We start from the raw sequence: 26,043 nt of genomic DNA on the forward strand, positions 1-26,043 counted from the left end.
TATGCCGAGCTATCTTGTTGCGATCGACCAAGGCACGACATCGACACGCGCGATCGTGTTCGATCAGTCGTTGGCGCCGATCGCGACGAGCCAGATCGAGCTGCGGCAGATCTTTCCGAAGTCCGGTTGGGTCGAACACGACCCGGAAGACATTTGGTACGCGGTGCGCGAGACGGTGCGCAGCGCGATCCACAAAGCCAACATCTCGCCGCGCCACATCGCCGGCATCGGCATCACCAACCAGCGCGAGACGACCGTCATCTGGGAGCGCGATACCGGGCGGCCGATTCACAACGCGATCGTCTGGCAGGATCGCCGCACAGCCGATATCTGCGCCAACATGCGCCGCTCTGGTCATGAGCCGGCGATCAGCGCCAAAACCGGGCTGCTGCTCGACTCATACTTCTCCGGCACAAAAATTCGCTGGCTGCTCGACAACGTGCCGGGTGCGCGCGCGGCGGCAGACGCCGGCAAGCTCGCCTTCGGCACAATCGATACATTCCTGCTCTGGCGGCTGACCGGCGGGAAAGTGCATGCGACCGACGCGACGAACGCCAGCCGAACGCTGCTCTACGACATCCATAAAGGCACGTGGGACCCGGACTTGCTGCGTCTCTTTCAGGTGCCGGCGTCGCTACTACCGGAAGTCAAGGACAGCGCGGCCGACTTCGGCGAGACCGACCGCGACCTCTTCAATCATCGCTTCCGCATCCTCGGGATCGCGGGCGATCAGCAGGCCGCGACGGTCGGCCAGGGCTGCTTTCGCCCCGGCATGATGAAGTCGACCTACGGCACCGGCTGCTTCGCGCTGCTCAACACCGGCGACAAGCCCGTGATGTCGACCAACCGGTTGCTGACGACGGTCGCCTATCAGCTCAAGGGCAAACGCACTTACGCGATCGAAGGCGCCATCTTCGTTGCCGGAGCCGCAGTGCAGTGGCTGCGCGACGGCCTGAAATCGATCAAGCAGGCGCCCGAAAGCGACCTCCAAGCCGCTAAGGCCGATCCGCAGGATCGCGTCTATCTCGTGCCGGCCTTCGTCGGTCTCGGCGCGCCGTGGTGGGACCCGGATGCGCGCGGCGCCCTCTACGGCCTTAGCCGCAAGACCGGGCCGAATGAGATCGCCCGCGCCGCGCTGGAGTCGGTTGGCTACCAGACCCGCGATCTGCTTGACGCGATGCGCGCCGACTGGCCCGACGGCGGGACCAACATGGTGCTGCGCGTCGATGGCGGGCTCACGGTCAGCGATTGGACGATGCAGTTCCTCTCCGACATCCTGGCCGCACCGGTCGACCGCCCGGTCATCATGGAGACGACGGCCCTCGGCGCCGCTTACCTCGCGGGCCTCAAAGCCGGAATTTGCCCCGACCTCGACGGCTTCGCGGCCTCCTGGCGGCTCGACCGCCGCTTCCAGCCGCTGATGGACGTCACCGAACGCCGCGCCAAGCTCGCCGGCTGGCAGGATGCCGTGCAACGGACGCTGACCTCTCAGGGGTAAAGTCTTGCCTATTGCTGTATTTCATGTATTTTCCATGAAATACAGGAAATCTGAATGACCCGTTTTACCACCAGCGATTTGAGCCGCAAATCCGGAGATATCATCGCCGAGGCACTGCGCCATCCGGTGACGATTACCCAGCGCAACAAGCCGCGACTCGTGATGCTGAGCATCGAGGACTATCGCAGGCTGACCGAACGCGGCGACAGCCGCAAAGCCGGAACGCTATCGTCAATAGACCAGGGGCTGCTGAACGAAATCGAAACGGCAGTCGCCGACTACGAACAAGACGGCGACGACCGATGACTTACGCCGACCTGCAGACGGGTGTCGTGATCGTCTACCCGTTTCTGTGGGCGCGCGAGCAACAACGCGGCGAGACCGAAGGGCGCAAACCGAGACCGACAGCCGTCGGCGTGCGTCTCCGCCGTAACGACGGCGATACGATCCTGTTGTTCCCAATCACGAGCCGCGCTCCCGATCGCGACCGGTTCGCAGCCGAGATTCCCGAGACGGAAAAGCGTCGCGCCGGTCTCGATATCGGCATGCGCCTCTGGATCATTCTCGACGAATACAATACCGACAACGTCGGGCACTCTTTCTATCTTGAGCCTACGCCACCACTCGGTCGATTCAGCAAAGCCTTCTTCCTCCCCCTCATGAAGCAATTCATCGCGCGCGCCGGCGAAACACGCGGCGTATCTCGTCGAGGCTGAACGCCGCACCATGTCGTCCGACTTCCTCCATATCGATCGCGTCAGCCGGCGCTTCGGCGCCTTCACGGCCATCGACAATCTGTCTCTCGACATCGCGCAAGGCGAGTTCTTCGCGCTACTCGGCCCCTCCGGCTGTGGCAAGTCGACCCTGCTGCGCATGATCGCGGGCTTCGAAGAACCCGATGCCGGCACGATAACGCTCGACGGCAAAGCCTTGACGCAGCCGCCGCATCGCCGGCCCGTCAACATGATGTTCCAAAGCTACGCGCTCTTCCCGCACATGAACGTCACGCGCAATGTCGCGTTCGGGTTGCGGCAGGAGGACGTCCCGTCATCCGCGGTCCGCGAACGCGTCGCGGCAGCGCTGTCGCTCGTCCAGCTCGACGGCCTCGGCGACCGCAAACCGCATCAGCTCTCGGGCGGCCAGCGCCAGCGTGTCGCCCTCGCTCGTGCGCTCGTCAAACGCCCGAAGGTGCTGCTGCTCGACGAACCGCTCGCCGCGCTCGACAAGAAGCTGCGCGAAGAGACGCAAAGTCAGCTTGTGCGGCTGCATCGCGAACTCGGCACCACCTTCGTAATCGTCACGCACGACCAGGAAGAAGCGATGATGATGGCGCAGCGCATGGCCGTGATGGATCACGGCCAGATCGCGCAAATCGGTACGCCGGAGGAAATTTACGACCGCCCGGTCTCGCGCTATGTCGCAAGCTTCATCGGCAACGTGAATCTCATCGAGGGCGTGATCGCGCGCATCGACCCGCTCGGCTCGCAGATCGATTGCGGACCCGCCGGCTATTACCGCATCGAACATCCGAATCGTGTGGCACAAGGCACACCGGTGTCGATCGCGATCCGGCCCGAGAAGCTGCGCCTTACCATCGACAATCCGCCCGGCAAGGCGATCAACGCGATGCAAGGCACGCTGGTGGAAATCGGCTATCTCGGCGACTCGACGCACTATCGCGTGCGCACCGGCGATCGCCTGATGACCATCGCGCTCGCCAACCAAGGCAAGATGCCGCGCTTTGCGATCGGCGACGCCGTGTGGGTGTCGTTCGCGCTCGATGCCGCGATCGTCCTGGAGCGCTGACGATGGCGAGCGCCGCGCCCGAGGAAAAGCGAAGAGTATCCCGCGCCGCGCTGTTGCCGCTGCTGTGGCTTGTCGTCTTCTTCGCGCTGCCGACGCTGATCGTGCTGAAGCTCAGCATCTCGCAGTCTGCCATCGCACAGCCGCCCTACACGCCGGTTTTCGACATTCGCGCCGGCGTCGACGGCGCTCTCGCTTTCATCCAAGGCTTCACGCTCGACAATTATGCGTCGCTGTTTCGCGACACGCTTTATGCATCGACCTATCTGCGCAGCCTCGGCGTCGCCGCCATCTCGACCGTGATCCTGCTGCTGATCGCCTATCCGATCGCCTATGCCATGTCGCGCGCGCCGAAGCGGATGCAAGGCGTCCTGCTGATGCTGATTGTGCTGCCGTTCTGGACGGCGTTTCTCATTCGCGTCTACGCGTGGATCAACATCCTGCAGCGCGACGGATTGCTCAACCAATTCCTGATGGCGTTGCGGATCACCAACGAGCCCATCGCCTGGCTCGCCAGCGACAGCGCCCTCTTCCTCGGCATCGTCTACTCATATCTGCCGTTCATGATCCTGCCGCTCTTCGCCAGCCTCGAGCGCATCGATCCGGCATTGCGCGAGGCCGCTGCCGATCTTGGCGCAGCGCCGTGGAAGATTTTCTGGCGGGTGACCTTCCCGCTCTCGACGCCGGGCGTCGTCGCGGGCGCGCTGCTCTGCTTCATCCCGATCGTCGGCGAATTCGTCATCCCGGATCTGCTCGGCCCGTCATCGTCGCAAATGATCGGGCAGACGCTGTGGAGCGAGTTCTTCCAAAATCGCGATTGGCCGCTCGCGTCCGCGCTCGCCATCGTCATGCTGGTGCTGTTGATCTTGCCGATCGTCTACTACCAGCGCCTGCAAGGTCGCGCCCTCGCGGATGACCGCGGCGGCCGGCGGCAAGGCGCCTTCGCGCGCCCCGCACCGAACGAGCAATGACGATGCGGCACGGTCTCTCGCGCTTCAACATCGTCTCGCTCTCGCTGGGCCTCGCGTTCCTTTATCTGCCGATCGCGATCCTCATCATCTATTCGTTCAACGCCTCGCGCCTCGTCAGCGTTTGGGGCGGATGGTCGCTGCGCTGGTACGCGGCCCTGTTCAACGACAGCCCGCTGGTCGAGGCCGCATGGCTCTCGCTCCGCATCGCCTTCGTATCCGCATCCATTGCGACCGTACTGGGAACGCTCGCCGCCATCGCGCTGGTGCGAAGCGGATACTTCCGCGGCCGCACGGGATTCGCCGCGCTCATCTACGCGCCGATCGTGATGCCGGAAGTCATCACGGGCCTGGCGCTGCTGCTGTTGTTCGTTGCCATCGATCTCGGCCGTGGCTTCTGGACCGTGACCATCGCGCACACGACGGTGACGATGTGTTTTGCCGCGCTGATCGTGCAGTCACGTCTCGTCAGCTTCGATCGCAGCGTCGAAGAGGCGGCCGTCGATCTCGGCTGCCCGCCGATCCGCACCTTCTTCGTCATCACGCTGCCGCTGATCTGGCCTGCCATCGCAGCGGCCTGGATCTTGGCGTTCACACTGTCACTCGATGATTTCGTGCTGGCGAGCTTCGCGGGTTCGGGCGTCACCACGTTGCCGATCCGGATTTATTCGGACGTGCGCCTCGGCGTGAAGCCGGAGATCAACGCGATTTGTACGCTGATGATCTTGTTCGTCGCGGTGGCGCTCGTCGCCTTCTCGTGGCTGACGCGGCGGCGCGAAGCTTAGCGCGGAGAAGCTGCGGGCGGAGCCGTTGCCGGCGCATCCGTGCCGCTACGCATCTGCTCGATCGCTGAGCGCACCGCTTCTCGCGCGCGGCCGCCGCGCGCGGCATCGAACAACGGCGCAGCCGCGCCGGAACGCTCCATCAAACGCTGAATGTCCGGCACCAGGCTCGGATCGCTCCAGCGTCCGCGCACGACAAACGGAAGCTCGAAATGCGCTTCGCGTGCGACCGCGAGACTCGCAATGCCCTTGAGCGCGACGACGCGTTCCGGGATCGATGCGGTGCCGTCCATCGCGGTGCGCACGCTGCCGCTGTCGATGACAACCTGTTCTGCTTCGATCATTCCGTTCGCGATCTTGAGTTTCACGTCGAGCTTCTCGAACGGGGTCCGCCCGCTGCGGAAATCGCCCGCACCTGAGAGCGGGCGGCGCTCGAGACGGCGCAGCAACTGCTCGACGTTGAGGCCCGAGATCGCGCCGCGTTGCGCGGCGAGCGATGCATCGCCGCTGAGCGTATGTACGAGATCGGCAACGCTCGCGCCGTGCCCTTCGAGCGCCATCTGCATGTCGCCACGACCGGACAGCCGGCGGATGCCGAACAGCGACGACAGCGTGCTCTCAACGTCGACGTCCTCGAAGGCGAGCTGCGCCTTCATGTCGGCGCCCTGCGCTGATTTCCCAAGCGCGATCTGACCGCGCAGCATGCCGCCGAAGGCCTGCGCTTCGCCGATCGAGAGATTGAGCTGGCCGCCACGCAACGTCGCGCCAAGCGCCGAGCGGCCGGCGCGATGTGGACCCAAAGTGGCATTCGACGCCGAGAGACGGAGATCGAAGTCGAACGACTCGAAACCATCGAGCGCGATCGGCGCGGGATTCCACTCGCGCTCGGTCGGATCGTTGAAACGCAAACCGGCGATGTAAGGCGTGAGATTGACTTCCCCGGCGGCGAGCGTGCCCTGCAGCGTCTTACGCTGATCGCCCGTGAAGGTCAGGACGCCTTCCGCGGCATTGCCGTCGAGTTCGAGATTGACGTTGGAGAGCGCGACGGTCGCACCGAGCACACTCGTCTGCGCCTTCATCGAGAAGCGCTCGAAGCCGCTACCCGGCAGCGCCCTCTGACCCGCCCAAGCGACAACCTTGCGCAACGAGGTGGCGTCGGCCGCAAGCGTGCCATCGATTTTCAGCACCGGCTTGTGACCGACTTGACCGTCGAAGGCGAATTTAAACGGCGCGCCGCTAAGCCGAAGCTTCGCCCCGGACCGATCGCCCGCCAGCGCCGCGTGGAAGTCGGCGACCGAAAGGCTGCCGTCGAGCCGCTCGCCACGCCACGAGAAGCTACCGGTGGCGCCGAAGCTGCGCGAAATCGACGGCCATGCGAGCGATGCCTCGACATCGGCGAGCGTTTCGATCTTCGTCCGCGACGGATTGCGGATTTCGATCGTGCCGTCGACAAGACGAATGGCCGAGAAACCAATCGGCCGCGCACGCTCCGGCCCATTCGGCGCAAGGTTGGCGCGCACCGCATGCAACGCCGCCGACCAGTTGGACGAACCGTGGTCGTCGAATTGGATCGTCACCTGTGGCTGCGTCAGAATGATTTCGGAAATGTCGACGCGGCCGACCAGCAGCGGCAAGAAGCGCAAGTGAGCGGTCAGGCGCGGCGCGGCGACAAGCGGCGAGTCACCTGGACGCAAACGTAGGACGACATCGTCGAATGTGACGGCGCTCGACGGAAAAGCCGACAGCGCGGAACCACCGCGCAACTCAGGATCGAGCCCCGTCGCGAGCTTGATCTCGGCGCGCAATGCGGCGCGCACCGCCTCGGTGCGCAGCATGCCCGGCACCACGAGCACTGCACCGACCGCGACGAGCACGGCCAGGCAAGCGCCAACGGCTAAACGTTTGAGACCGCGTGTACGCGTCAACGACTGAAGCTTCCAGTAAGGAGCTGATCCGCTCCGCCAAGCAGGTCAGGTCCGCGATTCGAGTATCATCGCATAAGCGGAGTGAGCCTCCGCGCGTCCCCCGAATGAACTGGCGGCACCATGTAAAGCGTCTGTGACGCTTTCAAGGCCACCGCCTCGTTTCGTGGCCGTTAGGCGACCCCGGCCGCGACGCTGAAGGCCGCTTCGGTCTTCTGCTTGATCTCGTCGAGTGTGACGCCGTCGGCGAGTTCCGTCAGCGTGAGGCCGCCCGAGCCTTTCTTGTCGATCGTGAAAACACCGAGATCGGTGATCACCAAATCGACGACGCCGGCGCCGGTGAGCGGAAGGTTGCACGATTTCAACAGCTTCGACTCGCCCTTCGCCTCGTGCTCCATGACCACGACGACTTTCTTGACGCCGGCGACGAGATCCATCGCGCCGCCCATGCCCTTCACCATCTTGCCGGGGATCATCCAGTTGGCGAGATCGCCGTTCTGGGCGACCTGCATGGCGCCCAGGATCGACAGATCGATATGGCCGCCGCGGATCATCGCGAAGCTATCCGACGAGGAGAAATAGCTCGTCGTCGGGATCTCGGTGATCGTCTGCTTGCCGGCGTTGATGAGGTCCGGATCTTCGTCACCCTCGTACGGGAACGGGCCGAAGCCGAGCATGCCGTTCTCGCTCTGCAGCTGAACGCTCATGCCGTCCGGAATGTAGTTCGACACCAGCGTCGGAATGCCGATGCCGAGATTGACGTAGAAGCCATCGCGCAATTCCTTGGCGGCGCGGGCGGCCATCTGTTCGCGGGTCCAGGCCATGCTGTGTCTCCCTTAAGCGCGCTTGCGCACGGTGCGCTGTTCGATGTGCTTGGGCGCATTCGGCACGTGGATGATGCGCTTCACGTAAACGCCCGGCGTGATGATGTGGTCGGGATCGATCTGCCCCGGCTCGACGAGATTCTCGACCTCGGCCACCGTGAACTTCGAGGCCGTCGCCATCATTGGGTTAAAGTTGCGCGCGGTTTTGCGGTAGACGAGGTTGCCCTCGGTGTCGCCCTTCCAGGCGTGGACGATTGAGAGGTCGGCGACGATGCCGCGCTCCATGACGAACAGATCGCCGTCGAATTCGCGCTGCTCTTTGCCTTCGGCGATCAGCGTGCCGGCGCCCGTGCGCGTGAAGAAAGCCGGAATGCCGGCGCCGCCCGCGCGAATGCGCTCGGCCAGCGTGCCCTGCGGGTTGAATTCGATCTCGAGTTCCTTGGCGAGATATTGCTGCGCGAAGGTCTTGTTCTCGCCGACATAGGACGAGATCATCTTCTTCACCTGCTTGGTCTCGAGCAGAATGCCGAGGCCCTTGCCGTCGACGCCCGCATTGTTGGAGACCAGCGTCAGGCTCTTTACGCCGGAGTCGCGGATCGCGAGAATGAGGCTCTCCGGAATACCGCAGAGGCCGAACCCGCCCGCCATGATCAGCATGCCGTCCTTGAGCCGATCCGCGAGTGCGGCCCGCGCGTCGGGGAAAACCTTCTTCATGCTCAATGATCTCCGAGGAAAACCGAACGATAGCGGCTTCTGAGCGGCCGCGATTTTGCGCTGCAAACTATGCGATGCGGCAGGCCCGGATCAAGGAGTTTCCCAACGGATCCGTCATTGCGAGGAGCCGCGCAGCGGCGACGTGGCAATCCAGTTTTTAGACAAAGAGCTGGATTGCTTCGTCGCGTCGATGCGCTGCGCGCTGACGCTCCTCGCAATGACGATCGAAAATGCCCGGGATGAGGCTAATTCACCACCCGCCGCCCTTCCGTCGCATCGAGCGAGAAGGCCGGAACCGCGATATCGAACGTCTCGCCGATATCGCTGACCATGCCGTAAGTTCCGACCATGAAGCCGGACGGCGTCGCGAGCGGCACGCCGCTTGTGTATTCATAGGATTCACCCGGTGCGAGGACGGGTTCCTCGCCGACGACGCCGGCGCCACGCACCTCCTGCGTCTTGCCGTTGGCGTCCGTGATTCGCCAATGCCGCGTCTTGAGCTGCACGGTCTCGCGTCCGTGATTGGCAATCGCGATCGTATAGGCCCAAAAATAGTAACCCTTCTCGGACGACGAGCGTTCGGGCACGTATTTCGGCGTGACTTTGACTTCGATGCTTCGGGTTTCGGCGCGATACATATGAATCCAGGGGTTGGCTCATGGTGGAAGAAAACGCGGCGCGCCGCAATCTCCACAGACAAGCGCAGCGGACACGCGCAATGCGGCGCCGGATCGGCTAGTCTCCGGACCGCATGCAGATGAACGCGCCGGTCAAAACCGCAACGTTGTCAGGGTCTCCGGCCGTCGCGGCCGAGCGCGACCTGCGGCTCGACTTGTTTCGTGGCCTCGCGCTCTGGCTGATTTTCCTCGATCACATTCCGTCGAACATCGTCGCCTGGATCACGATCCGAAATTACGGCTTCTCGGACGCGACCGAGATCTTCGTCTTCATCTCGGGCTATACGGCGGCCTTCGTCTACGGCAAGGCGATGCTGGAACGAGGCCCGGTGGTCGCGACCGCGCGCATCTGGCGGCGCGCCTGGACCGTCTACATCGCGCACATGTTTCTGTTCGTCATCTTCATGGCGGAGATTGCGTATATCGGTGCGAGCTTCAAGAACCCGCTCTACGCAGAAGAAATGAACATCCTCGAGTTCTTGCAGCAGCCGGACGTCACGTTGCTGCAAGCGCTGCTGTTGAAGTTCAAGCCCGCCAACATGGACGTGCTGCCGCTCTACGTCGTACTGCTGCTCACCTTGCCGCTGGTGCTCTGGATACTGCAGCGCGCACCTTGGTTTGCGCTCATCGGCAGCATCGTGATGTGGGTGATCGTACAGCGTGTCGACATCAACTTCCCGGCCTATCCATCGGGCGGCTGGTATTTCAATCCCTTCGCCTGGCAGGTGCTGTTCGTCTTAGGCGCCTGGTGCGCGATTGCGGGCAAACAGACGCTAAATTGGATATTGCGGTCGCGACTAGTACTCCTGGTTGCGGTCGCCTATGTAATCTTCGGTTTCGCGATCACGCTGACGTGGCACCTGCCCAACTTGGCAGGCTACATCCCCAGGTGGTTGTTCAACCGCATCTACCCGATCGATAAGACGAACCTCGATATCTTGCGGTTGTGCCACTTCATGGCACTCGCCGTGATCACTGTCCGTTTGATCCCGATCACCTGGCCGGGGCTGAAATCGCCCCTGCTCCGCCCGGCCATTTTGTGCGGGCAACATTCGCTGGAGATCTTCTGTCTCGGGGTGTTCTTGGCGTTCACGGCGCACTTCATCCTGACCGAGTTCTCGAACAGGATATCGATGCAGGTAACCTTAAGTGTAGTGGGTATCTTAATAATGGTTGCGGTTTCTGCCCTCTTGAGGTGGTATAAGGTGATAGAAGGACGGCGCCCCGGACAAAAGCCACCAAAGGCAGGCGCCAGTCTCGCGGGGGGCGAGGCAGCATGATGCGTATCGCTGGACTTGCAGCGGCTCTATTTCTGTTCGCGACCCCACTTGGCGCCGCCGACGACCCATGCGCCGTCCCCGAATACATCACCAAGGTTGAAGGCGCTCTCCCGCAGACCGCGAAAGCGATCAAGAGCGGCAACCTGAACGTGCTGATTTTCGGCACGCGCTCCTCAACGCTGCCGGGTACCGAAGGCGCGAAGAATGCTTATCCGGCGCGCTTCGAAGCTGCGCTGAAAGCCAAGCTCCCGAAGGCCAACGTTTCGGTGACGCTCGAGATCGCGCTGGCCAAACTCACCACCGACATGGCCACGCAGCTCAAGGAGCTTGTCGCGCTCCGCAAACCAACGCTCGTGCTTTGGCAGACCGGCATCTTCGATGCGATGAAGAACGTCGATCAGGATCAGTTCCGCGCCGCGCTCGATGAAGGCATCGCAGCCGTGAAGGCTGCCGGCGGCGACGTCATCCTGATCAATCAGCAATATTCGCCGCGCACCGAGTCGATGATCAACATCCCGGCTTATGCCGAGGTGATGCGCTCCGCCGCGCGCGAAGCCGACGTCCCGTTGTTCGATCGTCTCTCAGCGATGAAGTACTGGAGTGAGCAGGGAACGTTCGATTTTACCGCGCACGGCGCCGACAAAGGCAAGCTCGCGGAACGCGTGCATGAATGCTTCGGCAAGTTGCTGGTCGACCTGATTGTTGATACAGCAAAGCCAACAAAAACAGGGTTCAGCCGTCAATGACGTTTCGCTGGGTGCTTTCGCTGGCCATTGGTCTGACCGTCGTGTCGTCCCAAGCCCCAGCCGAGACAGTATCGCCGCCGTGTCAGGCGCCGCATGAAATGCTCACGCTCGATCAGCCGCTGACGCGCACCGCGCTCGCGCTGGCGTCGGGCGAGCCTGTCGTCATCGTCGCGCTCGGCTCGTCGTCGACCGCGGGCGCCGGCGCATCGAGCCCGGAGCATTCGTATCCGGCGCAGCTCGAGATGCAGCTGCGTCAGCAGTTTCCGAAAGCGCTGATCACCGTCATCAATCGCGGCGCCAACGGCGAAGAAGCCGCGCAGATGGTCGCGCGCATGCAGGAAGACGTGCTCGACGGTCAGCCCGATCTCGTGCTCTGGCAGGTCGGCACCAACGCGGTGCTCCGTGATCTCGCCGTGTCGGGTCAGGCCACGATCATTCTCGACGGTCTCGCCAAGCTGAAGGCTGCCGGCACCGACGTCGTCCTCATCGACTCGCAGTATTCGCCGAAAGTTCTCGCCAAGAAGAATCTCGACGAGATGACCACCCTGCTGCATCGCTACGCGCGCGATCAGAAGGTCGGCCTCTTCCGCCGCTTCGCGATCATGCGTCACTGGAAAGAGAATGCCGGCATTACGTTCGAGCAGACGCTGTCGGACGACCAGCTCCACATGAACGATTGGAGCTACGCCTGCGTCGCCAAGCTGATGGCAACCTCGATCGTCGACGCGATCCGCTCGCCCACGATGGCGAAAGTGCCTGTAGGCGTGCGCTAAGCGCGCACGCACATCAGCATATACTTGACATATGCCTTTGACATATGCCAAACAGGTGTATGGCAAATGTCCAGAGTCGTCATGTCAAACTTTTCAGAAATAACCGCAATCAAGCGGTGCGGATTCCGGTTGAGTTCGAACTCCCGGGAGACGAGGCCATCATCACGCGCGACGGCGACAAGCTGATCATCGAGCCGGTGAAAAAGTCTGGGTTGCTTGCCTATCTGGCAACACTCGAACCTCTCGATGAGGATTTTCCAGATGTCGACGAGAGTCTGCTACCGCTCAAGGATATAGAGCTTTGACGGCTCCTCGATTCGTTCTCGATACGAATACGGTTTCTGACCTCGTCAAAAACCCGCAGGGTCGTGTCGCTCAACGACTGGCAGAGATCGGAGCGGACGGCATTTGTGTAAGCCTCATCGTGGCCGCCGAATTAAGGTACGGCTGCGCAAAGCGCGCATCAATGCGGTTGACCGAGCGTGTCGAAGGTGTGCTTAGCCGCCTACATGTACTCCCACTGACTGCGCCGGTTGATCGCGAATATGCCGAGATCAGAACCGACGCCGAGCGAACAGGACGAAACATCGGCCCTAACGATCTTTGGATCGCTGCACATGCACGTTCCCTCGGTGTCCCATTGGTCACCGCAAACGAACGAGAGTTTCGAACCGTTCGCGGACTAAACATCGAAAATTGGCTGCGCTGACTAAACCTGCTCCAGCGCCGCGAAGAGATCCTCCGCAAGATCGTCTTTGTGCTCTAACCCGCACGACAGACGCACCAGCCCATCCGTAATCCCGAGTTCGAGACGCTGCGGTACCGTGAGACGCTGATGCGTCGTCGTCGACGGATGCGTGATGAGGCTCTTCGCATCGCCGAGATTGTTCGAGATGCGGATGAGCTTGAGCGCGTTGAGGAAGCGGAACGTACCTGCCTTGTCGGCGTCGAGTTCGAACGCGATCAGGTTCGATCCGCCTTCCATCTGCTTCTTGATCGTCGCGGCCTGCGGATGATCGGCTCGGCCCGGATAGATCAAGCGCTTGAGCTTCTTGTGGCCCGCAAGTTTGTCAGCCACGGCGGCCGCGTTCGACGTTTGCTTCTCGACGCGGAGCGGCATCGTCTCCAGCGATTTCAGCATCACCCACGCATTGAACGGCGAGAGCGACGGACCGGTCTGCCGCAGAAACTGATGCACGTTGTCGGTGATGAACTTCTCCGACGCGAGCACGATACCGCCGAGCACGCGGCCTTGTCCGTCGATATGTTTCGTCGCCGAATAAACGACGCAGTCGGCACCGAGCGCGAGCGGATGCTGATACATCGGCGTCGCGAACACGTTGTCGATAACGAGTGTCGCGCCGCCCGCATGCGCGATCTTCGCGATCTCGGCGATGTCGTAGACTTCGAGCGTCGGGTTCGTCGGCGTCTCCAGGAAGCACGTCTTGGTATTCGGCCGCATCGCATCGCGCCACTGCGCGAGATCGGCACCGTCGACCAAAGTCGACTCGACGCCGAAGCGCGGCAGCAATTCTTCGACGACGTAGCGACACGAGCCGAACAACGCTTTCGCCGCGACGACGTGATCGCCGGCCTTCACCTGCCCCATCAGCGAGGCGGTCACGGCAGCCATGCCGCTCGCGGTCGCGCGCGCGGCCTCGGCGCCTTCGAACGCGGCCATGCGCTGCTCGAACATCGAGACGGTCGGGTTGGAGAAGCGCGCATAGATGAAGCCGGGCTCGGAATTGTTGAACCGCGCCTCGCATTGCTCGGCCGTGTCGTAGACGAAGCCCTGGGTGAGGAAGAGGGCTTCGGAATTCTCGCCGAACTGGGAGCGCAAAGTGCCGCCGTGAACGAGGCGCGTTTCCGAACGATAAGCCATCGGCAATTTCCTTCCCGACTTCCCGAGCCGGGCAAATAAAATCCCGGCGTGTTGGCGCCGGGTCATCAAAACCCCGGCCCTTTAGCGATTTGTTTTAAGTGGCTGCAAGCCGGCCGGCTCAAATGACCACGGGCAATTTCGTAGCCGCCAGAATCCGCTCCGTCAAGCATTTCGTTCGCTAAAAAGAACGATTTGCAGGTCTCCCATTCCGTCCGGGCGGACCCGATCGGAAATCTCCGGACAACTCAGGGAGCGGGCCCGGCATTGATTGATCACGGGTTTCGCCCTCTCTAAGAAGGCTTATGCACCAGGGACCAGCCGCGTGAGCCTGAACTTCGCGCCGACCGACGCCGGCATCCTGCCGGACCAGATGATCCACGCGCTTGCCGAAGCGCGGGCGATCAAAGCCGCGCCGTTCGCCGCCGATCAGGTCCAGCCCGCCAGTCTCGACCTCCGCCTCGGCGATGTCGCTTACCGGATGCGCGCCAGCTTTCTGCCGCAGCGCGCGACCGTCGCGGAGCGCATCCACGCGCTCAAGCTGCACGAAATATCGCTTGAAGGCGGCGCGGTGCTGGAAACCGGCTGCGTCTATCTCGTGCCGCTGCAGGAGAGCCTGGCGCTGCCGAAGGATATCGCCGCCTCGACCAACCCGAAAAGCTCGACGGGGCGCATCGACGTTTTCACGCGCGTCATCGCCGACAACGCCCGCGCTTTCGACCAGATCGAAGCCGGCTATCACGGCCCGCTCTATGCGGAGATTTCGCCGCGCACATTCCCGGTGCTGCTGCGCAAGGGCTCGCGTCTCTCGCAAATCCGTTTCCGCCGCGGCTCGGCCGCGCTCGATGCGGTGGCGCTCAAGGAATTGCACGCGCGCGAGCGGCTGGTGAACACGGCGGACGCCGATCTCACCAACGGCGTCGCGGTGTCGGTCGATCTCTCCGGCTTCACATCCGGTAACAGCAAAATCGTCGGCTACCGCGCCAAGCGCCACACCAGCGTCATCGACGTCGATCTGCGCGACGGACAATCGGTCGCGGATTTCTGGGAGCCGCTTGAAGCGCACAAATCGCGCGCGCTGATCCTTGATCCGAACGAGTTCTACATTCTTGCGTCGAAAGAGGCCGTGCAGGTTCCGCCCGGTTACGCCGCCGAGATGGTGCCGTTCGATCCGCTGGTCGGCGAATTCCGTGTGCACTATGCGGGCTTCTTCGATCCCGGCTTCGGCCATGCCGGCGCGGGCGGCGGCGGCGCACGCGCGGTTCTCGAAGTGCGCTCGCACGAAGTGCCGTTCATTCTCGAACACGGGCAGATCGTCGGCCGCCTCGTCTACGAGTCGATGCTAGCCGCGCCATCACGGCTTTATGGGCAAGGCATCGGCTCGAACTATCAGGCGCAGAGCCTGAAGCTCTCGAAGCATTTTCGGTAGAAGGGCAGTCGGGCGTAGGCAGTGGGCAGTCGAAACACTGCCTACTGCCTACTGCCTACTGCCGCTCGTGACTTCTTTCCGCAGCGCCGCGATCTCCTGACGCATCGCGACGAGTTCGCGCATCATCGGACCAGTTTCGTCGTGCAGCATGTCGCGCTCGGCGGCGCGCTCTTCCTTCTGTTCTTTCTCGTGCTCGGTCTGCATCGCATTGACGATGATGCCGATAAACAGATTGAGGATCGTGAATGTCGTGCCGATGATGAACGGAATGAAGAACGTCCATGCGTACGGGAATTTCACCATCACGGGTTTGACGACGCCGTCGACCCAGCCTTCCAGCGTCATCACGGCGAACAGCGTGAACAGCGACGCGCCGAGCGTACCGAACAGCTCCGGAAAGTCTTCGCCGAAGAGGTTCACGGCCATCACGGCGCAGACGTAATAGATGAGCCCGATCAGCAGCACGATCGAGCCCATGCCGGGCAAAGCCGCTATCAGGCCGCCGACAACCCGCCGCAGCGACGGCACGATCGTGATGAGCCGCATCAGACGCAGCACGCGCAAGGCACGGAGCACCGTGAATGAGTCGGTCGCCTGCACTGGGATCAGCGTGATGCCGACGACGAGGAAGTCGAAGATGTTCCAGCCATCCTTGAAGAAGGCGAGGCGCTGGATCGCGATACGCCCGAGCAGCTCGACGACGAACACCGTGATGACGATCCGATCGACGATGTGGAGCAGCCAGCCCCAATTGTCCGTCACGGTTTTCGATGTTTCGAGGCCGAGCGTGACGGCGTTGAGAATGATCAACGCCATGATCACACGCTCGGTGATCGGCGACTTGATGATGCGGTGGAGCATGTCCATGCGGGATTCCTGCAAGTGGCAGTAGCCAATCGGCAGTAGGCAGTAGCAAAAATCGCGATCGCGTTATCGCGGCGTTTAGCCGCGCTTCCAACTGCCGAAGCCCGACTGCCGATTGCCTATTCGGGTTTCGTGACGGCCTTTTTCAGCTCGGCGATCTCCCGCCGCAGCGCCCGCACCTCGGCCAATAGCGGCTCGGTCTCGTCCTGCACGAGTTCACGCTCGGCTTTGAGCTCCGCCCGCGCAGCCTTCTCGTGCAGCTCCTGCATCGTCGAGACGATGACACCGATGAACAAGTTCAGCACCGTGAAGGTCGTCGCGATGATGAACGGGATAAAGAACGCCCACGCGTAGGGGTACTTATCCATAATCGGCTTGACGACGCCCTCGACCCAGCCCTCCAACGTCATGATCGTAAACAACGTGAACAGCGACTTCGGCAGCGAGCCGAATAGCTCCGGGAAATCGTGACCGTAGAGGTTCACGGCCATCACGGCCGAGACGTAGTAGATCAGCCCGATCAGCAGCGCGATCGACCCCATGCCGGGCAGCGACGCGATCAGCCCGTCGACGACGCGGCGCAATGTCGGCACCGCCGTGATGAGACGCAGCACCCGCAGGATGCGCAGCGCGCGCAGCACCGAGAAGGCTTGCGTCGACGGCATCAGCGCAACGCCGACGACGACGAAGTCGAAGATATTCCAGCCGTCTTTGAAGAACTTTCCGCGCTGGACGATCATCCGCGCCGCGAGTTCCAGCACGAACACCGCCAGGATGACGTTGTCGATGAAATCGAGCGTCGGCCCCCAGGTCGCGACGATGCGCTTCGAGGTCTCGAGCCCGAACGTCACCGCGTTGAGCACGATCAGCGCCATGATCAGGCGATCCGTGCGCGGATCCTCGACGAATTTCTTCAGCCAGGTCATGTTGAAAGCATCATCTTCGGAAAAACCTCTGCCATATCGGCGCGCGGGATTTGCCATGCCGCACCGCATTCCGACAAGCCCATCATAGAAGCATTGGGCGGAAGAATGACCGGCGCGTGGCGCAGCCCGGCAACCGCTGGGCGCGTGACATCGGGGCCCGGAACCGGTATCAAATCGCCGAACGCGGGCGTAGTTCAATGGTAGAACGGCAGCTTCCCAAGCTGCATACGAGGGTTCGATTCCCTTCGCCCGCTCCAAACTGGAGGCCGCTATGCTCGCCCGCGTCGCTGCTTTCGTTTTGCTCGCCGCGCTGACGGCCGCCGAGCCGGCCGCGGCGTTCCAAGAGCGGCACGATCATTGGCATGTCATCGGAAGTTCCAGCGCCTGCGCGGCCTTCAATCGGCCGCTCGAGGAATGGAATGCCTCGCCTTACGCATCGGTTTCGCTACGCCAGCGCCGCGGCCAGCCCGCAAAGCTACAGGTGTTCGCTTGGCCGGGCGTCTTCAAAGCCGGCGAGCGAGTCGAAATCCGCGTCGGCCCCAATCTCGGCACCGTGATGACCGGCGACGCCGCCGACACATACCTCGTCGAGGCGAAGGAGCCACTGCCGAAAGAGCTGATCGCCGAGATGAAAAACGACCGCGTCCTGCGCGTGCGTTTGTTCACCGACACCGAAAGCCGCATTGGCGTTCGATTTCGGTCAGATCGAAAATATTCTGAAATCGCTCGACACCTGCGCGCGCCAATTGCCGGGCTGATGTTGCAAACAGCCGGAGATCGAAGACCTCCGGCTGAAAGCATCTCGTGCCAGCGCATCAGTTCACGACATTGAAAAACAGTTCATAGTGGCCACCGTCGCCGCGCATCTGCGTCGAGACGACGGTGGTACCGCCGCGTCGCGCAGCGTTGCGAACATCGACTACCTGCACGTCGATCAAATCGTCCTTATTCGGAATTCCGATCGCGATCGGCCCCGTCAAAGCCTCCAGCATCGTTTTCTTCAGGCGAGCGACCACCGTTTCGCGCGGAACTTCCAGTCGATTGACGCCGAGAGCGGCCACGAAGTCGGCGTACAACATCCCATTCAGGCCAGCGCGAACGGCGCCCGGATTGCCATTGTCGTTTTCCATCAACGCGGCAAGGAAGATGACGTGTTCAGGGTTCGGCATCTCGTCGTTCCAGAAATTCTCCGGCGGGATCAGCGGCGCGCCGCCGGGTCCGGCGAACACCATGCCGGTACGGCCGGTGTCGCCCGAGTCGGTGTTGCCCCAACGGCCGTAAAGCGTGGTGTTGGCTTTCAGGTTTTCGCGATCGGCTGCAAAGACGAGGACATACGGCTCGTCGGAATCAACTTCGCTGGTGTCGCGATAGCATTTGAAGGACTTCATGTAGATTTTCATGGCTCTGTTTCCTCAGCCGGAAATTCGGCTTCATCTGAGGAAACGGAAACCGCATCGAAATCCGGACACGGCTTGCCTGTCGCCATCGCGCCTGAGCATGATAGGCCGATAAGGGATGGAAACCATGGTCAAAGCTCTGATTTTCGACGTGTTCGGCACGCTGGTCGATTGGCGTTCTTCGATCGCGCGCGAGTCGCGCCTCGTGCTCGAACCGCTCGGCTACAAACTCGATTGGGACGCCTTCGCGGATGCATGGCGCGGGCGCTATCAGCCGACGATGGAGGAGGTGCGCTCCGGCCGCATTCCGTTCTCCAAGCTCGACACGCTCCACCGCATCAATCTCGATTACATCCTACCGCGCCATGACGTGAAGCCGCTTCCCGAAGAGACGCTGCGGCATCTCAACAACGCGTGGCACCGGCTCGACGCGTGGCCCGAAGTGCCGGAAGCGCTGCGCCGTCTGCGCAAGAAATTTCTGCTCGCGCCCTGCTCGAACGGCAACATCGCGCTGATGGCCGATCTCGCGCGCCGCAACGATATCTGGTGGGATGCCATCCTCGGTTCCGACGTCGCACGCGACTACAAGCCGAAGCCGATCGTTTATCTCGCCTCGTGCGACGCATTTAATCTCACGCCCGGCGAAGTGATGATGGTCGCGGCGCATTCGAGCGATCTCGCCGCCGCCGCCGAGCAAGGTCTCAAGACCGGCTTCATCGGCCGCCCGAACGAGCACGGCCCTGGCAAGGGCGAGACGAAGCCCGCGACGAAAGTCGACTACGCGGGCAGCGATCTCGCCGACCTCGCCACGCAGCTTAGCTGCTGAACAAACGTCCACACGAGAAGGCACGTCATGACGTCTCTGCTTCCTCTTTCGCGTTTCAAGGTTCTCGATCTCACCCGCGTGCGCGCCGGCCCGACCGCCGTGCGCGTGCTTGCCGATTGGGGCGCCGAGGTCATCAAGGTTGAGATGCCGGACGAAGCCGGCGACATGCTCGGCAGCCGCGACGGGTCGGACTTCCAGAACCTCCACCGCAACAAGCGCGCGATCACGCTGAACCTTAAAGAAGAGGCTGGCCGCGAAGTCTTCTACGAACTCGCCAAGAATGCAGACGTCGTTGTCGAGAACTACCGCGCCGACGTAAAGCACCGCCTCAAGATCGATTACGAGACGCTGAAGAAGATCAACCCGCGCATCGTCTACGGCTCGGTCTCCGGCTTCGGCCAGGATGGGCCGTATGCGAAACGCCCCGGCTTCGACCAAATCGCGCAAGGCATGGGCGGCATTATGTGGATCACGGGTCTGCCTGAGCAGGGCCCGGTGCGCGCCGGCCTCCCGATCGCCGATCTCGGCGCCGGAATCTTCTGCGCGATGGGCATCCTCATCGCGTTGCTCGAGCGTGAGGTCTCCGGACAAGGCCAGTGGGTGCAATCGTCGCTGCTGCAGGCGCAGGTCAACCTGCTCGACTTCCAGGCGACGCGTTGGCTCATCGACGGCAAGGTGCCGCCGCAGGCCGGCAACGACCACCCGACCTCGATCCCGACCGGCGTGTTCGAGACGAAGGACGGCTTCATCAACATCGCGGCCGCCGGCAAGATCATGTTCAAGCGCCTCGCCGACGCGATCGGCGCGCCGGAACTCTTCGACAACCCGGATTACAAGGACGATGCATCGCGCTCGGCCAATCGCCATGCCCTCAACGCTTCGATCGCCGAGAAGACGAAGCACAAAACCAGCGCCGAATGGATCGAGCTGCTCAATGAGGCCGGTGTACCCACAGGGCCGATTTACAAGATGAACGACGTCTTCGCGGACCCGCAGGTGAAGCATCTCGGCATGGCTGTCGATGTCGAGCACCCGCGGCTCGGCAAACAGACGCTAGTCAGCCAGGGCATGAAGCTGTCGCGCACGCCGTCGAGCATCCGCTCTGCGACGCCCGAAAAGGGCGAACATACCGACGAGATCTTGTCCGAGATCGGCTACGACAAGGCGAAGATCGCGGGCCTGCGTGCGAAGGGGATCGTTTAGCGCACCGTCTGTGCCACCCACCGGAACTCCGCCCGCAATTTGCGCATAAGCACATGACGTAAAAGCGTTTCGGCTTTCTCTTCGCTGCGCTAGAACAGCCGGAAAGAGATAAGGAAACGCGCGTGGCAGAGAGAAGCATCGTCGCCGAAACAGCGGAGAAAATCTTCGCCGATCTGGCCGATCCGCAAACCATCAACAAGGCGCCGGCGGAAAAGTGGCGTCCCGCCCTCTGGCAGACGCTGGAAGAATCCGTGCTCACGCTCGCCTGGGTGCCGGACGATCTCGGCGGCGCCGGAACGAGCCTTGCCGAAGGCTTCGAAGTGCTCGACGTCGCCGGGCGTTTCGCAACGCCGATCCCGCTCGCCGAAACGCTGCTCGCCGGTTGGCTTCTGTCGCGCGCGAAAATCGCTTCGCCGCAAGGCGCGATGAGCGTCATCCCGTGCCGGCCGAACGACACGATCACGGTCAACGCCGACGGCACGCTCTCTGGTCGCGCGCAGACGGTGCCCTTCGCGCGCGAGACCAAACATCTCGCCGTGCTGGCGACCGGCAAAGGCGGCGTCTCGATCGCGCTCGTCGAGACCGACAAGTGCCAGCTCACCGAAGCGCGCAGCCTCGCGCGCGATCCCGCCGACAACATCGTGCTCGATCGCGTGATGCCGAAAGAGATCGCGCATCCGGCCGGCGAATTCGATCAGACCGCGCTGATGCTGATGGGCGCCGCCGTGCGCGCGCAGCAGACCGCCGGCGCGTTGCAGCGCATCCTCGATATCTCGGTGCGCTACGCCAACGAGCGCATCGCGTTCGAGAAGCCGCTCGCGAAATTTCAGGCGATTCAACACAATCTCGCGCGCCTGGCCGGTGAAGTCGCCGCCGCGATGACGGCGGCAAGCTCCGCCGCCGACGCAATCAGCAACGCGGACGCGTTCGACGAAGAGATCTACCTCGAAGCAGCCTCCGCGAAGATTCGCACATCGGAGGCCGCCCAGGAGAGCGCCGCCATCGCACACCAAGTGCACGGCGCGATCGGATTTACCGACGAACACATTCTGCATCGCTTCACGTTGCGCATGCTCGGCTGGCGCGACGATTTCGGTTCGGAAAGCTACTGGGCGGTCGAACTCGGCCGCCGCGTTGCCGCACGCGGGGCCGATGCGTTCTGGCCGCTGCTGGCGTCCCGGTAAGGAGAGAAGACGATGTCATCCGCACTCAACTTCGATCCGATCCGCCTGCCGCCCGAATGCGAAGCGCTGCGCGCCGAAGTGCGCCAGTTCATCGCCGAGGAAATCCGCAGCGGCACCATCGATCCGTCGAACGGCCTGATCGGCGATCAAGCCGACAAGGAATTCTCCAAACGCCTCGGCGCCAAGGGCTGGCTCGGCATGACGTGGCCGAAGAAATATGGAGGCCACGAGCGCACCTTCCTGGAGCGCTACGTCGTCACCGAAGAGCTGCGCGCCGTGCACGCGCCGATTTGGTACCACTTCATCGCGGACCGCCAGAGCGGCCCGATCCTGCTCAAATACGCGCCCGAAGACATCAAGATGAATATCCTGCCGCGCATTTGCGCGGGCGAATGTCTCTTCGCGATCGGCATGAGCGAGCCGGGTTCCGGCTCCGATCTCTTCGCGGCGCGTTCCAAGGCGACGAAGGTCGACGGCGGCTACAAGATCAACGGCACGAAGATCTGGACCAGCTACGCGCATGTCGCCGATTACATGATCGGCCTCTTCCGCACGTCGGCACCGACCAAGGAAAACCGCCGCCACGGTCTGACGCAATTTCTCATCGACATGAAGAACAGCCCGGGAATTAAAGTGAGCCCGATCGGCCAGATGACCGGCCGCGGCGACTTCAACGAAGTCGTGTTCGAAGACCTGTTCGTGCCGGACGATCACGTGCTCGGCGAAGTCGACGGCGCCTGGAAGCAGGCGACTAGCGAACTCGCTTACGAACGCTCCGGCCCGGAGCGTTTCCTCGAGACGTCCTACGTCCTCACCGAACTGATCCGCACGCTCGGCCCCGAGCCAGATACGCGCGGCGCCGAAGGCCTCGGCCGCCTCGTCGCGCAGCTGCACACGCTGCGCCGCATGTCGGTCTCTGTGAACGGCATGCTGCAAGCCGGCAAGGAGCCGGTGGTTGAGGGCTCGCTGGTGAAAGACCTCGGCACGATCTGGGAACAGAAGCTGCCGCACAAAGTGCGCGATCTCGCGGCCTTTTCGGAAGGCGAAGCCACCAACCGCGCAACGCTGGAAGAGCAGCTGATCTACGCCACCGCGACGGCGCCGAAGCTGACGATCCAGGGCGGCACCACCGAGGTGTTGCGCGGCATCATCGCGCGCGGGTTGGGGTTGCGGTAGCCCCAATCTCAGCTGTCATCCCGGCCAAGCGATGCGCGAAGCGCAGAGTGCGAGCCGGGATCCATAATCCCCAGTATCAACGATAAGCACTGGGAATATGGATCCCGGCTCGGCTCGGTCTGCGCGTTGCGCATTCCTTCGCCGTCCGGGATGACAGCCGAATGTGTTGATCGCATCCCGGCACATCGCTAAAAGCCGCGCATGTCCGAAAAACCTGCGCGCTCTTTCGACCACGTCGACACTTGGGTGTTCGACCTCGACAACACGCTGTACTCGCATCATCTCAACCTCTGGCAACAGGTTGACGATCGCATTCGCAGCTACGTGTCGGAGTATCTGAAGGTCTCGAAGGAAGAGGCGTTCCGCGTCCAAAAGGACTACTACAAGCGCTACGGCACCACGATGCGCGGCCTGATGACCGAGCACGGCATGGAAGCCGACGACTATCTCGCCTACGTTCATCTTATCGATCACTCGCCGCTCAAGCCGAATCCCGAACTTGGCGCCGCGATCGAAAAACTGCCGGGCCGCAAACTGATCCTCACCAACGGCACACGCGCGCATGCCGACGCGATCACCAAGAAGCTCGATATCCACACCCACTTCGAAGACGTGTTCGACATCGTTGCGGCCGATCTCGAGCCTAAGCCCGCGAAACAGACCTACGACAAGTTTCTCAAGCTGCACGGCGTCGAGCCGAAGAGCGCCGCGATGTTCGAAGATCTCGCGCGCAATCTCACGGTGCCGCACGAACTCGGCATGGTGACGACGCTCGTGGTGCCGGACGGCACGCGCGAAGTCTTGCGGCAGGATTGGGAAATGGAGGGCCGCGGCGAGCCTTACGTCGATCACGTCACCGACGATCTCACCGGCTTCCTCGTCGCGCTGCGTTAAACCCGCCGGATTGACGGTGCCCTGACCGCGCGCTCTAACACCCGCAACGAAGAAATGCGGGAGCAGCGCGACATGAAGACCTATAAAATTGCAGCCATTCCGGGCGACGGCATCGGCACCGAAGTCGTGTCGGCCGGCGTCGAGGTGCTGCAGGCGCTGGCCAAGCGCGACGGCGGCTTCGCATTCAAGGTCGATGACTTCGATTGGGGCTCCGAATACTACAAGAAGCACGGCATCATGATGCCCGAGAACGGCCGCGATCAAATCAAGGATCATGACGCGATCCTGTTCGGCTCGGCCGGTGCGCCGGATGTGCCGGACCACATCACGCTCTGGGGCCTGCGCCTCGCGATCTGCCAACCGTTCGATCAATACGCCAACGTTCGTCCGACGCGCATCCTGCCCGGCATCACGAGCCCCTTGCGCAACGTCAACGACAAGGAGCTCGACTGGGTCATCGTCCGCGAGAATTCCGAAGGCGAGTATGCGGGCGTCGGGGGCCGCGCGCATAAGGGACTTCCGATCGAAGTCGCGACCGACGTCGCGATGTTCACCCGCGCCGGTGTCGAGCGCATCATGCGCTTCGCCTTCCGCCTCGCGCAGTCGCGGCCGCGCAAGAAAATCACCGTCGTGACGAAGTCGAACGCGCAGCGCCACGCGATGGTGATGTGGGACGAGATCGCGGTCGAGATCGCGAAAGAATTTCCTGACGTCGAGTGGGACAAGATGCTCGTCGACGCGATGACGATGCGCATGGTGATGCGCCCGGAAACGATCGACACGGTCGTCGCGACAAACCTGCATGCCGATATTCTCTCGGATCTCGCGGCCGCGCTCGCCGGCTCGCTCGGCATCGCGCCGACCGGCAACCTCAATCCGGAACGCATCTTCCCGTCGATGTTCGAGCCGATCCACGGCTCCGCCTTCGACATCATGGGCAAAGGCATCGCCAACCCGATAGGCACGTTCTGGTCTGCCGTCATGATGCTGGAGCATCTCGGTGAGCCGAAAGCCGCGGCGCGGCTAATGCGCGCAATCGAGCGCGTCACGGCCGATAAAAGCCTGCATTCGCCGGATCTTGGCGGCAAGGCAACGACCCGCCAGGTCACCGACGCGGTGTGCGCCGCGCTCGCGGGCGACAACGAATAGCGCTACAAAAGGCGCAAGATAACGGGAGGACTTATGCAACGCCGTCACCTTTTGGCTCTCGCCGCTCTCATGCCTTTCGCGGTCGCGACTGCCGAGGCGCAGAACTATCCGGCCAAGCCGATCACCCTCATCGTCCCGGCAGCGGCCGGCGGTCCGACCGACACGGTCGCGCGCCTTGTCGCCGAGTCGATGAGCCGCACGCTCGGCACAAACGTGATCGTCGAAAACATTGGCGGCGCCGGCGGCACCATCGGCATGGCACGCGTCTCGAAGGCGCCGGCCGACGGCTATACGATCGCGGTCTGGCACGTCGCGCAGGCGACCGCGCCGGCGCTGTACGACAATCTGCCGTATCACGTGATCAATGACTTCGATCAGATCGGCCGCATCACCGACGTACCGATGACACTCGTCGCGAAGAAGGATCTTCCGGCAAAGACGGTCCCCGAGATCATCGCCTGGATGAAGCAGAACGGCACCAAGGTGAGCTACGGCCACGCCGGCATCGGCTCGGCCTCGCATCTCTGTGCGCTGAAGCTCGACAAGGAACTCGGCATCAAGATGACGGGCGTCGCCTATCGCGGCACCGGGCCGGCGATGAACGATCTGCTCGGCGGCCAGTTCGACATCATGTGCGACCAGACGACCAACACGACGAACCAGATCAAGGACGGCAAGATCAAAGGCTATGCGGTGACGATCAAGCAGAAGGTCTCGTCGCTGCCGGACCTGCCGACGCTTGACCAGTCGGGACTGCCGGGCTTCGAAGCCTCCGCGTGGCACGCCGTGTATGCGCCGAAGGGGTTGCCAAAGGACGTGACCGACAAGCTCGTCGCGGCCCTGCAGGCTTCGCTCAAAGACCCGAAGGTGGTCGAGCGCTTCGCCAGCCTCGGCACCGATCCGGTCGCGCAGGATCAGGCGACGCCGGCCGCGCACAAGGCGTATCTGACCGAAGAGGTCGAACGTTGGACCGCGCTTTTGAAAGCCGCGGGCGCGAAGGGGAATTAGAGGCTAGCCCTCAATCGCAAAACCCTCATCCTGAGGAGCGGAAGGCCAGCATACGCTGGCCTTTTGCGTCTCGAAGGATCGAGGCCGGAATATCGCTGAAGTCGCCCGCCCATCCTTCGAG

Annotated in this window: 28 protein-coding genes, 1 tRNA gene and 1 riboswitch; of the genes, 21 read left to right on the forward strand and 8 right to left on the reverse strand. The window is 62.6% G+C overall.

Features of this window, described 5'->3' with window-relative positions; translation table 11 throughout:
• Position 1: 1 nt before the first annotated feature.
• The 6 genes from glpK to GJW30_RS02350 are packed head-to-tail and all read left to right on the forward strand — an operon-like array spanning position 2 to position 5,054.
• Entirely contained in the window at positions 2–1,498 is a 1,497-nt protein-coding gene (gene glpK, locus GJW30_RS02325) for a glycerol kinase GlpK (RefSeq protein ID WP_096351148.1), read from the forward strand.
• Between the two features lie 54 nt (positions 1,499–1,552).
• Positions 1,553–1,804: a type II toxin-antitoxin system prevent-host-death family antitoxin gene (locus GJW30_RS02330; protein WP_096351151.1), complete on the forward strand. Its 252-nt coding sequence runs from the start codon at positions 1,553–1,555 to the stop codon at positions 1,802–1,804.
• Positions 1,801–2,214, forward strand: a complete 414-nt coding sequence (locus tag GJW30_RS02335; protein ID WP_096351154.1) for a hypothetical protein — start codon at positions 1,801–1,803, stop codon at positions 2,212–2,214. The genes GJW30_RS02330 and GJW30_RS02335 overlap by 4 nt, the downstream gene beginning before the upstream one ends.
• Positions 2,215–2,224: 10 nt before the next feature.
• On the forward strand, positions 2,225–3,304 hold the full coding sequence (locus GJW30_RS02340) for an ABC transporter ATP-binding protein (RefSeq protein ID WP_096351157.1): 1,080 nt from the start codon (positions 2,225–2,227) through the stop codon (positions 3,302–3,304).
• A gap of 2 nt (positions 3,305–3,306) precedes the next feature.
• Positions 3,307–4,272, forward strand: coding sequence for an ABC transporter permease (locus GJW30_RS02345; RefSeq protein ID WP_096351159.1), 966 nt, complete (start codon positions 3,307–3,309; stop codon positions 4,270–4,272).
• Positions 4,273–4,274: 2 nt separating this feature from the next.
• The gene (locus GJW30_RS02350; RefSeq protein WP_096358612.1) at positions 4,275–5,054 is read left to right on the forward strand and encodes an ABC transporter permease; all 780 of its coding nucleotides are present in this window, start codon (positions 4,275–4,277) and stop codon (positions 5,052–5,054) included.
• On the opposite strand, the gene GJW30_RS02355 is transcribed toward GJW30_RS02350, so the two are convergent.
• The 4 genes from GJW30_RS02355 to apaG all read right to left on the reverse strand — a co-directional run bounded on the left by GJW30_RS02355 (position 5,051) and on the right by apaG (position 9,149).
• On the reverse strand, positions 5,051–6,976 hold the full coding sequence (locus tag GJW30_RS02355; protein ID WP_096351162.1) for an AsmA family protein: 1,926 nt from the start codon (positions 6,974–6,976) through the stop codon (positions 5,051–5,053). The genes GJW30_RS02350 and GJW30_RS02355 overlap by 4 nt on opposite strands.
• A 170-nt stretch (positions 6,977–7,146) precedes the next feature.
• A complete protein-coding gene (locus GJW30_RS02360) occupies positions 7,147–7,797 on the reverse strand; it encodes a CoA transferase subunit B (protein WP_096351165.1) in 651 nt (216 codons plus the stop codon).
• Positions 7,798–7,809: 12 nt separating this feature from the next.
• On the reverse strand, positions 7,810–8,511 hold the full coding sequence (locus tag GJW30_RS02365; RefSeq protein ID WP_096351167.1) for a CoA transferase subunit A: 702 nt from the start codon (positions 8,509–8,511) through the stop codon (positions 7,810–7,812).
• 245 nt (positions 8,512–8,756) lie between these two features.
• Complete coding sequence (gene apaG, locus GJW30_RS02370) at positions 8,757–9,149, reverse strand: Co2+/Mg2+ efflux protein ApaG (RefSeq protein WP_096351168.1); 393 nt, start codon at positions 9,147–9,149, stop codon at positions 8,757–8,759.
• A gap of 119 nt (positions 9,150–9,268) precedes the next feature.
• Here apaG and GJW30_RS02375 point away from each other — a divergent pair, with 119 nt between their 5' ends.
• Genes GJW30_RS02375 through GJW30_RS02395 form a run of 5 tightly spaced genes read left to right on the forward strand, consistent with a single transcriptional unit; the run spans position 9,269 to position 12,696 of the window.
• A complete protein-coding gene (locus GJW30_RS02375) occupies positions 9,269–10,468 on the forward strand; it encodes an OpgC domain-containing protein (RefSeq protein WP_245408629.1) in 1,200 nt (399 codons plus the stop codon).
• Positions 10,465–11,214, forward strand: a complete 750-nt coding sequence (locus GJW30_RS02380; protein WP_096351171.1) for an SGNH/GDSL hydrolase family protein — start codon at positions 10,465–10,467, stop codon at positions 11,212–11,214. Before GJW30_RS02375 ends, GJW30_RS02380 begins: the two co-directional genes overlap by 4 nt.
• Positions 11,211–11,987, forward strand: a complete 777-nt coding sequence (locus GJW30_RS02385) for an SGNH/GDSL hydrolase family protein (protein WP_096351173.1) — start codon at positions 11,211–11,213, stop codon at positions 11,985–11,987. Before GJW30_RS02380 ends, GJW30_RS02385 begins: the two co-directional genes overlap by 4 nt.
• Before the next feature lie 59 nt (positions 11,988–12,046).
• Positions 12,047–12,292, forward strand: coding sequence for an antitoxin (locus GJW30_RS02390; RefSeq protein ID WP_096351175.1), 246 nt, complete (start codon positions 12,047–12,049; stop codon positions 12,290–12,292).
• Complete coding sequence (locus GJW30_RS02395) at positions 12,289–12,696, forward strand: type II toxin-antitoxin system VapC family toxin (protein ID WP_096351177.1); 408 nt, start codon at positions 12,289–12,291, stop codon at positions 12,694–12,696. Before GJW30_RS02390 ends, GJW30_RS02395 begins: the two co-directional genes overlap by 4 nt.
• On the opposite strand, the gene GJW30_RS02400 is transcribed toward GJW30_RS02395, so the two are convergent.
• Complete coding sequence (locus tag GJW30_RS02400; RefSeq protein ID WP_096351180.1) at positions 12,697–13,869, reverse strand: O-succinylhomoserine sulfhydrylase; 1,173 nt, start codon at positions 13,867–13,869, stop codon at positions 12,697–12,699.
• Between the two features lie 61 nt (positions 13,870–13,930).
• Positions 13,931–14,009: riboswitch (SAM riboswitch) on the reverse strand.
• A 230-nt stretch (positions 14,010–14,239) separates the two neighbouring features.
• On the opposite strand from GJW30_RS02400, the gene GJW30_RS02405 reads away from it, so the two are divergent.
• On the forward strand, positions 14,240–15,295 hold the full coding sequence (locus GJW30_RS02405; protein WP_197703797.1) for a 2'-deoxycytidine 5'-triphosphate deaminase: 1,056 nt from the start codon (positions 14,240–14,242) through the stop codon (positions 15,293–15,295).
• A 48-nt stretch (positions 15,296–15,343) separates the two neighbouring features.
• On the opposite strand, the gene GJW30_RS02410 is transcribed toward GJW30_RS02405, so the two are convergent.
• Both GJW30_RS02410 and GJW30_RS02415 read right to left on the reverse strand, forming a co-directional pair.
• Positions 15,344–16,162, reverse strand: a complete 819-nt coding sequence (locus GJW30_RS02410; protein ID WP_096351184.1) for an ion transporter — start codon at positions 16,160–16,162, stop codon at positions 15,344–15,346.
• 116 nt (positions 16,163–16,278) lie between these two features.
• Positions 16,279–17,085 carry an ion transporter gene (locus tag GJW30_RS02415; protein ID WP_096358613.1) on the reverse strand — a complete coding sequence of 269 codons (807 nt, stop codon included), beginning with the start codon at positions 17,083–17,085 and terminating at the stop codon, positions 16,279–16,281.
• Between the two features lie 183 nt (positions 17,086–17,268).
• Between GJW30_RS02415 and GJW30_RS02420 the strand changes: the two genes are divergently transcribed.
• Positions 17,269–17,342: transfer RNA gene (locus tag GJW30_RS02420), tRNA-Gly, on the forward strand.
• A 14-nt stretch (positions 17,343–17,356) separates the two neighbouring features.
• Complete coding sequence (locus GJW30_RS02425) at positions 17,357–17,917, forward strand: hypothetical protein (protein WP_096351186.1); 561 nt, start codon at positions 17,357–17,359, stop codon at positions 17,915–17,917.
• Here GJW30_RS02425 and GJW30_RS02430 read toward each other — a convergent pair.
• Positions 17,901–18,485 carry a hypothetical protein gene (locus GJW30_RS02430; protein WP_096351188.1) on the reverse strand — a complete coding sequence of 195 codons (585 nt, stop codon included), beginning with the start codon at positions 18,483–18,485 and terminating at the stop codon, positions 17,901–17,903. The genes GJW30_RS02425 and GJW30_RS02430 overlap by 17 nt on opposite strands.
• Before the next feature lie 124 nt (positions 18,486–18,609).
• On the opposite strand from GJW30_RS02430, the gene GJW30_RS02435 reads away from it, so the two are divergent.
• The 7 genes from GJW30_RS02435 (at position 18,610) to GJW30_RS02465 (ending at position 25,922) form a co-directional block, all read left to right on the forward strand.
• Positions 18,610–19,308, forward strand: coding sequence for a haloacid dehalogenase type II (locus GJW30_RS02435; protein WP_197703762.1), 699 nt, complete (start codon positions 18,610–18,612; stop codon positions 19,306–19,308).
• Positions 19,309–19,335: 27 nt separating this feature from the next.
• A complete protein-coding gene (locus tag GJW30_RS02440; RefSeq protein ID WP_096351194.1) occupies positions 19,336–20,511 on the forward strand; it encodes a CaiB/BaiF CoA transferase family protein in 1,176 nt (391 codons plus the stop codon).
• 122 nt (positions 20,512–20,633) lie between these two features.
• Entirely contained in the window at positions 20,634–21,695 is a 1,062-nt protein-coding gene (locus GJW30_RS02445; RefSeq protein ID WP_096351197.1) for an acyl-CoA dehydrogenase family protein, read from the forward strand.
• A 12-nt stretch (positions 21,696–21,707) separates the two neighbouring features.
• A complete protein-coding gene (locus tag GJW30_RS02450; protein WP_096351200.1) occupies positions 21,708–22,871 on the forward strand; it encodes an acyl-CoA dehydrogenase family protein in 1,164 nt (387 codons plus the stop codon).
• A gap of 201 nt (positions 22,872–23,072) precedes the next feature.
• Entirely contained in the window at positions 23,073–23,765 is a 693-nt protein-coding gene (locus tag GJW30_RS02455; protein WP_096351203.1) for a pyrimidine 5'-nucleotidase, read from the forward strand.
• Between the two features lie 72 nt (positions 23,766–23,837).
• Complete coding sequence (locus tag GJW30_RS02460; RefSeq protein WP_096351206.1) at positions 23,838–24,914, forward strand: tartrate dehydrogenase; 1,077 nt, start codon at positions 23,838–23,840, stop codon at positions 24,912–24,914.
• Between the two features lie 33 nt (positions 24,915–24,947).
• Positions 24,948–25,922: a tripartite tricarboxylate transporter substrate binding protein BugD gene (locus tag GJW30_RS02465; protein WP_096351208.1), complete on the forward strand. Its 975-nt coding sequence runs from the start codon at positions 24,948–24,950 to the stop codon at positions 25,920–25,922.
• Positions 25,923–26,043: the final 121 nt, after the last annotated feature.

It is taken from the genome of Variibacter gotjawalensis, assembly GCF_002355335.1.
Lineage (GTDB): Bacteria > Pseudomonadota > Alphaproteobacteria > Rhizobiales > Xanthobacteraceae > Variibacter > Variibacter gotjawalensis.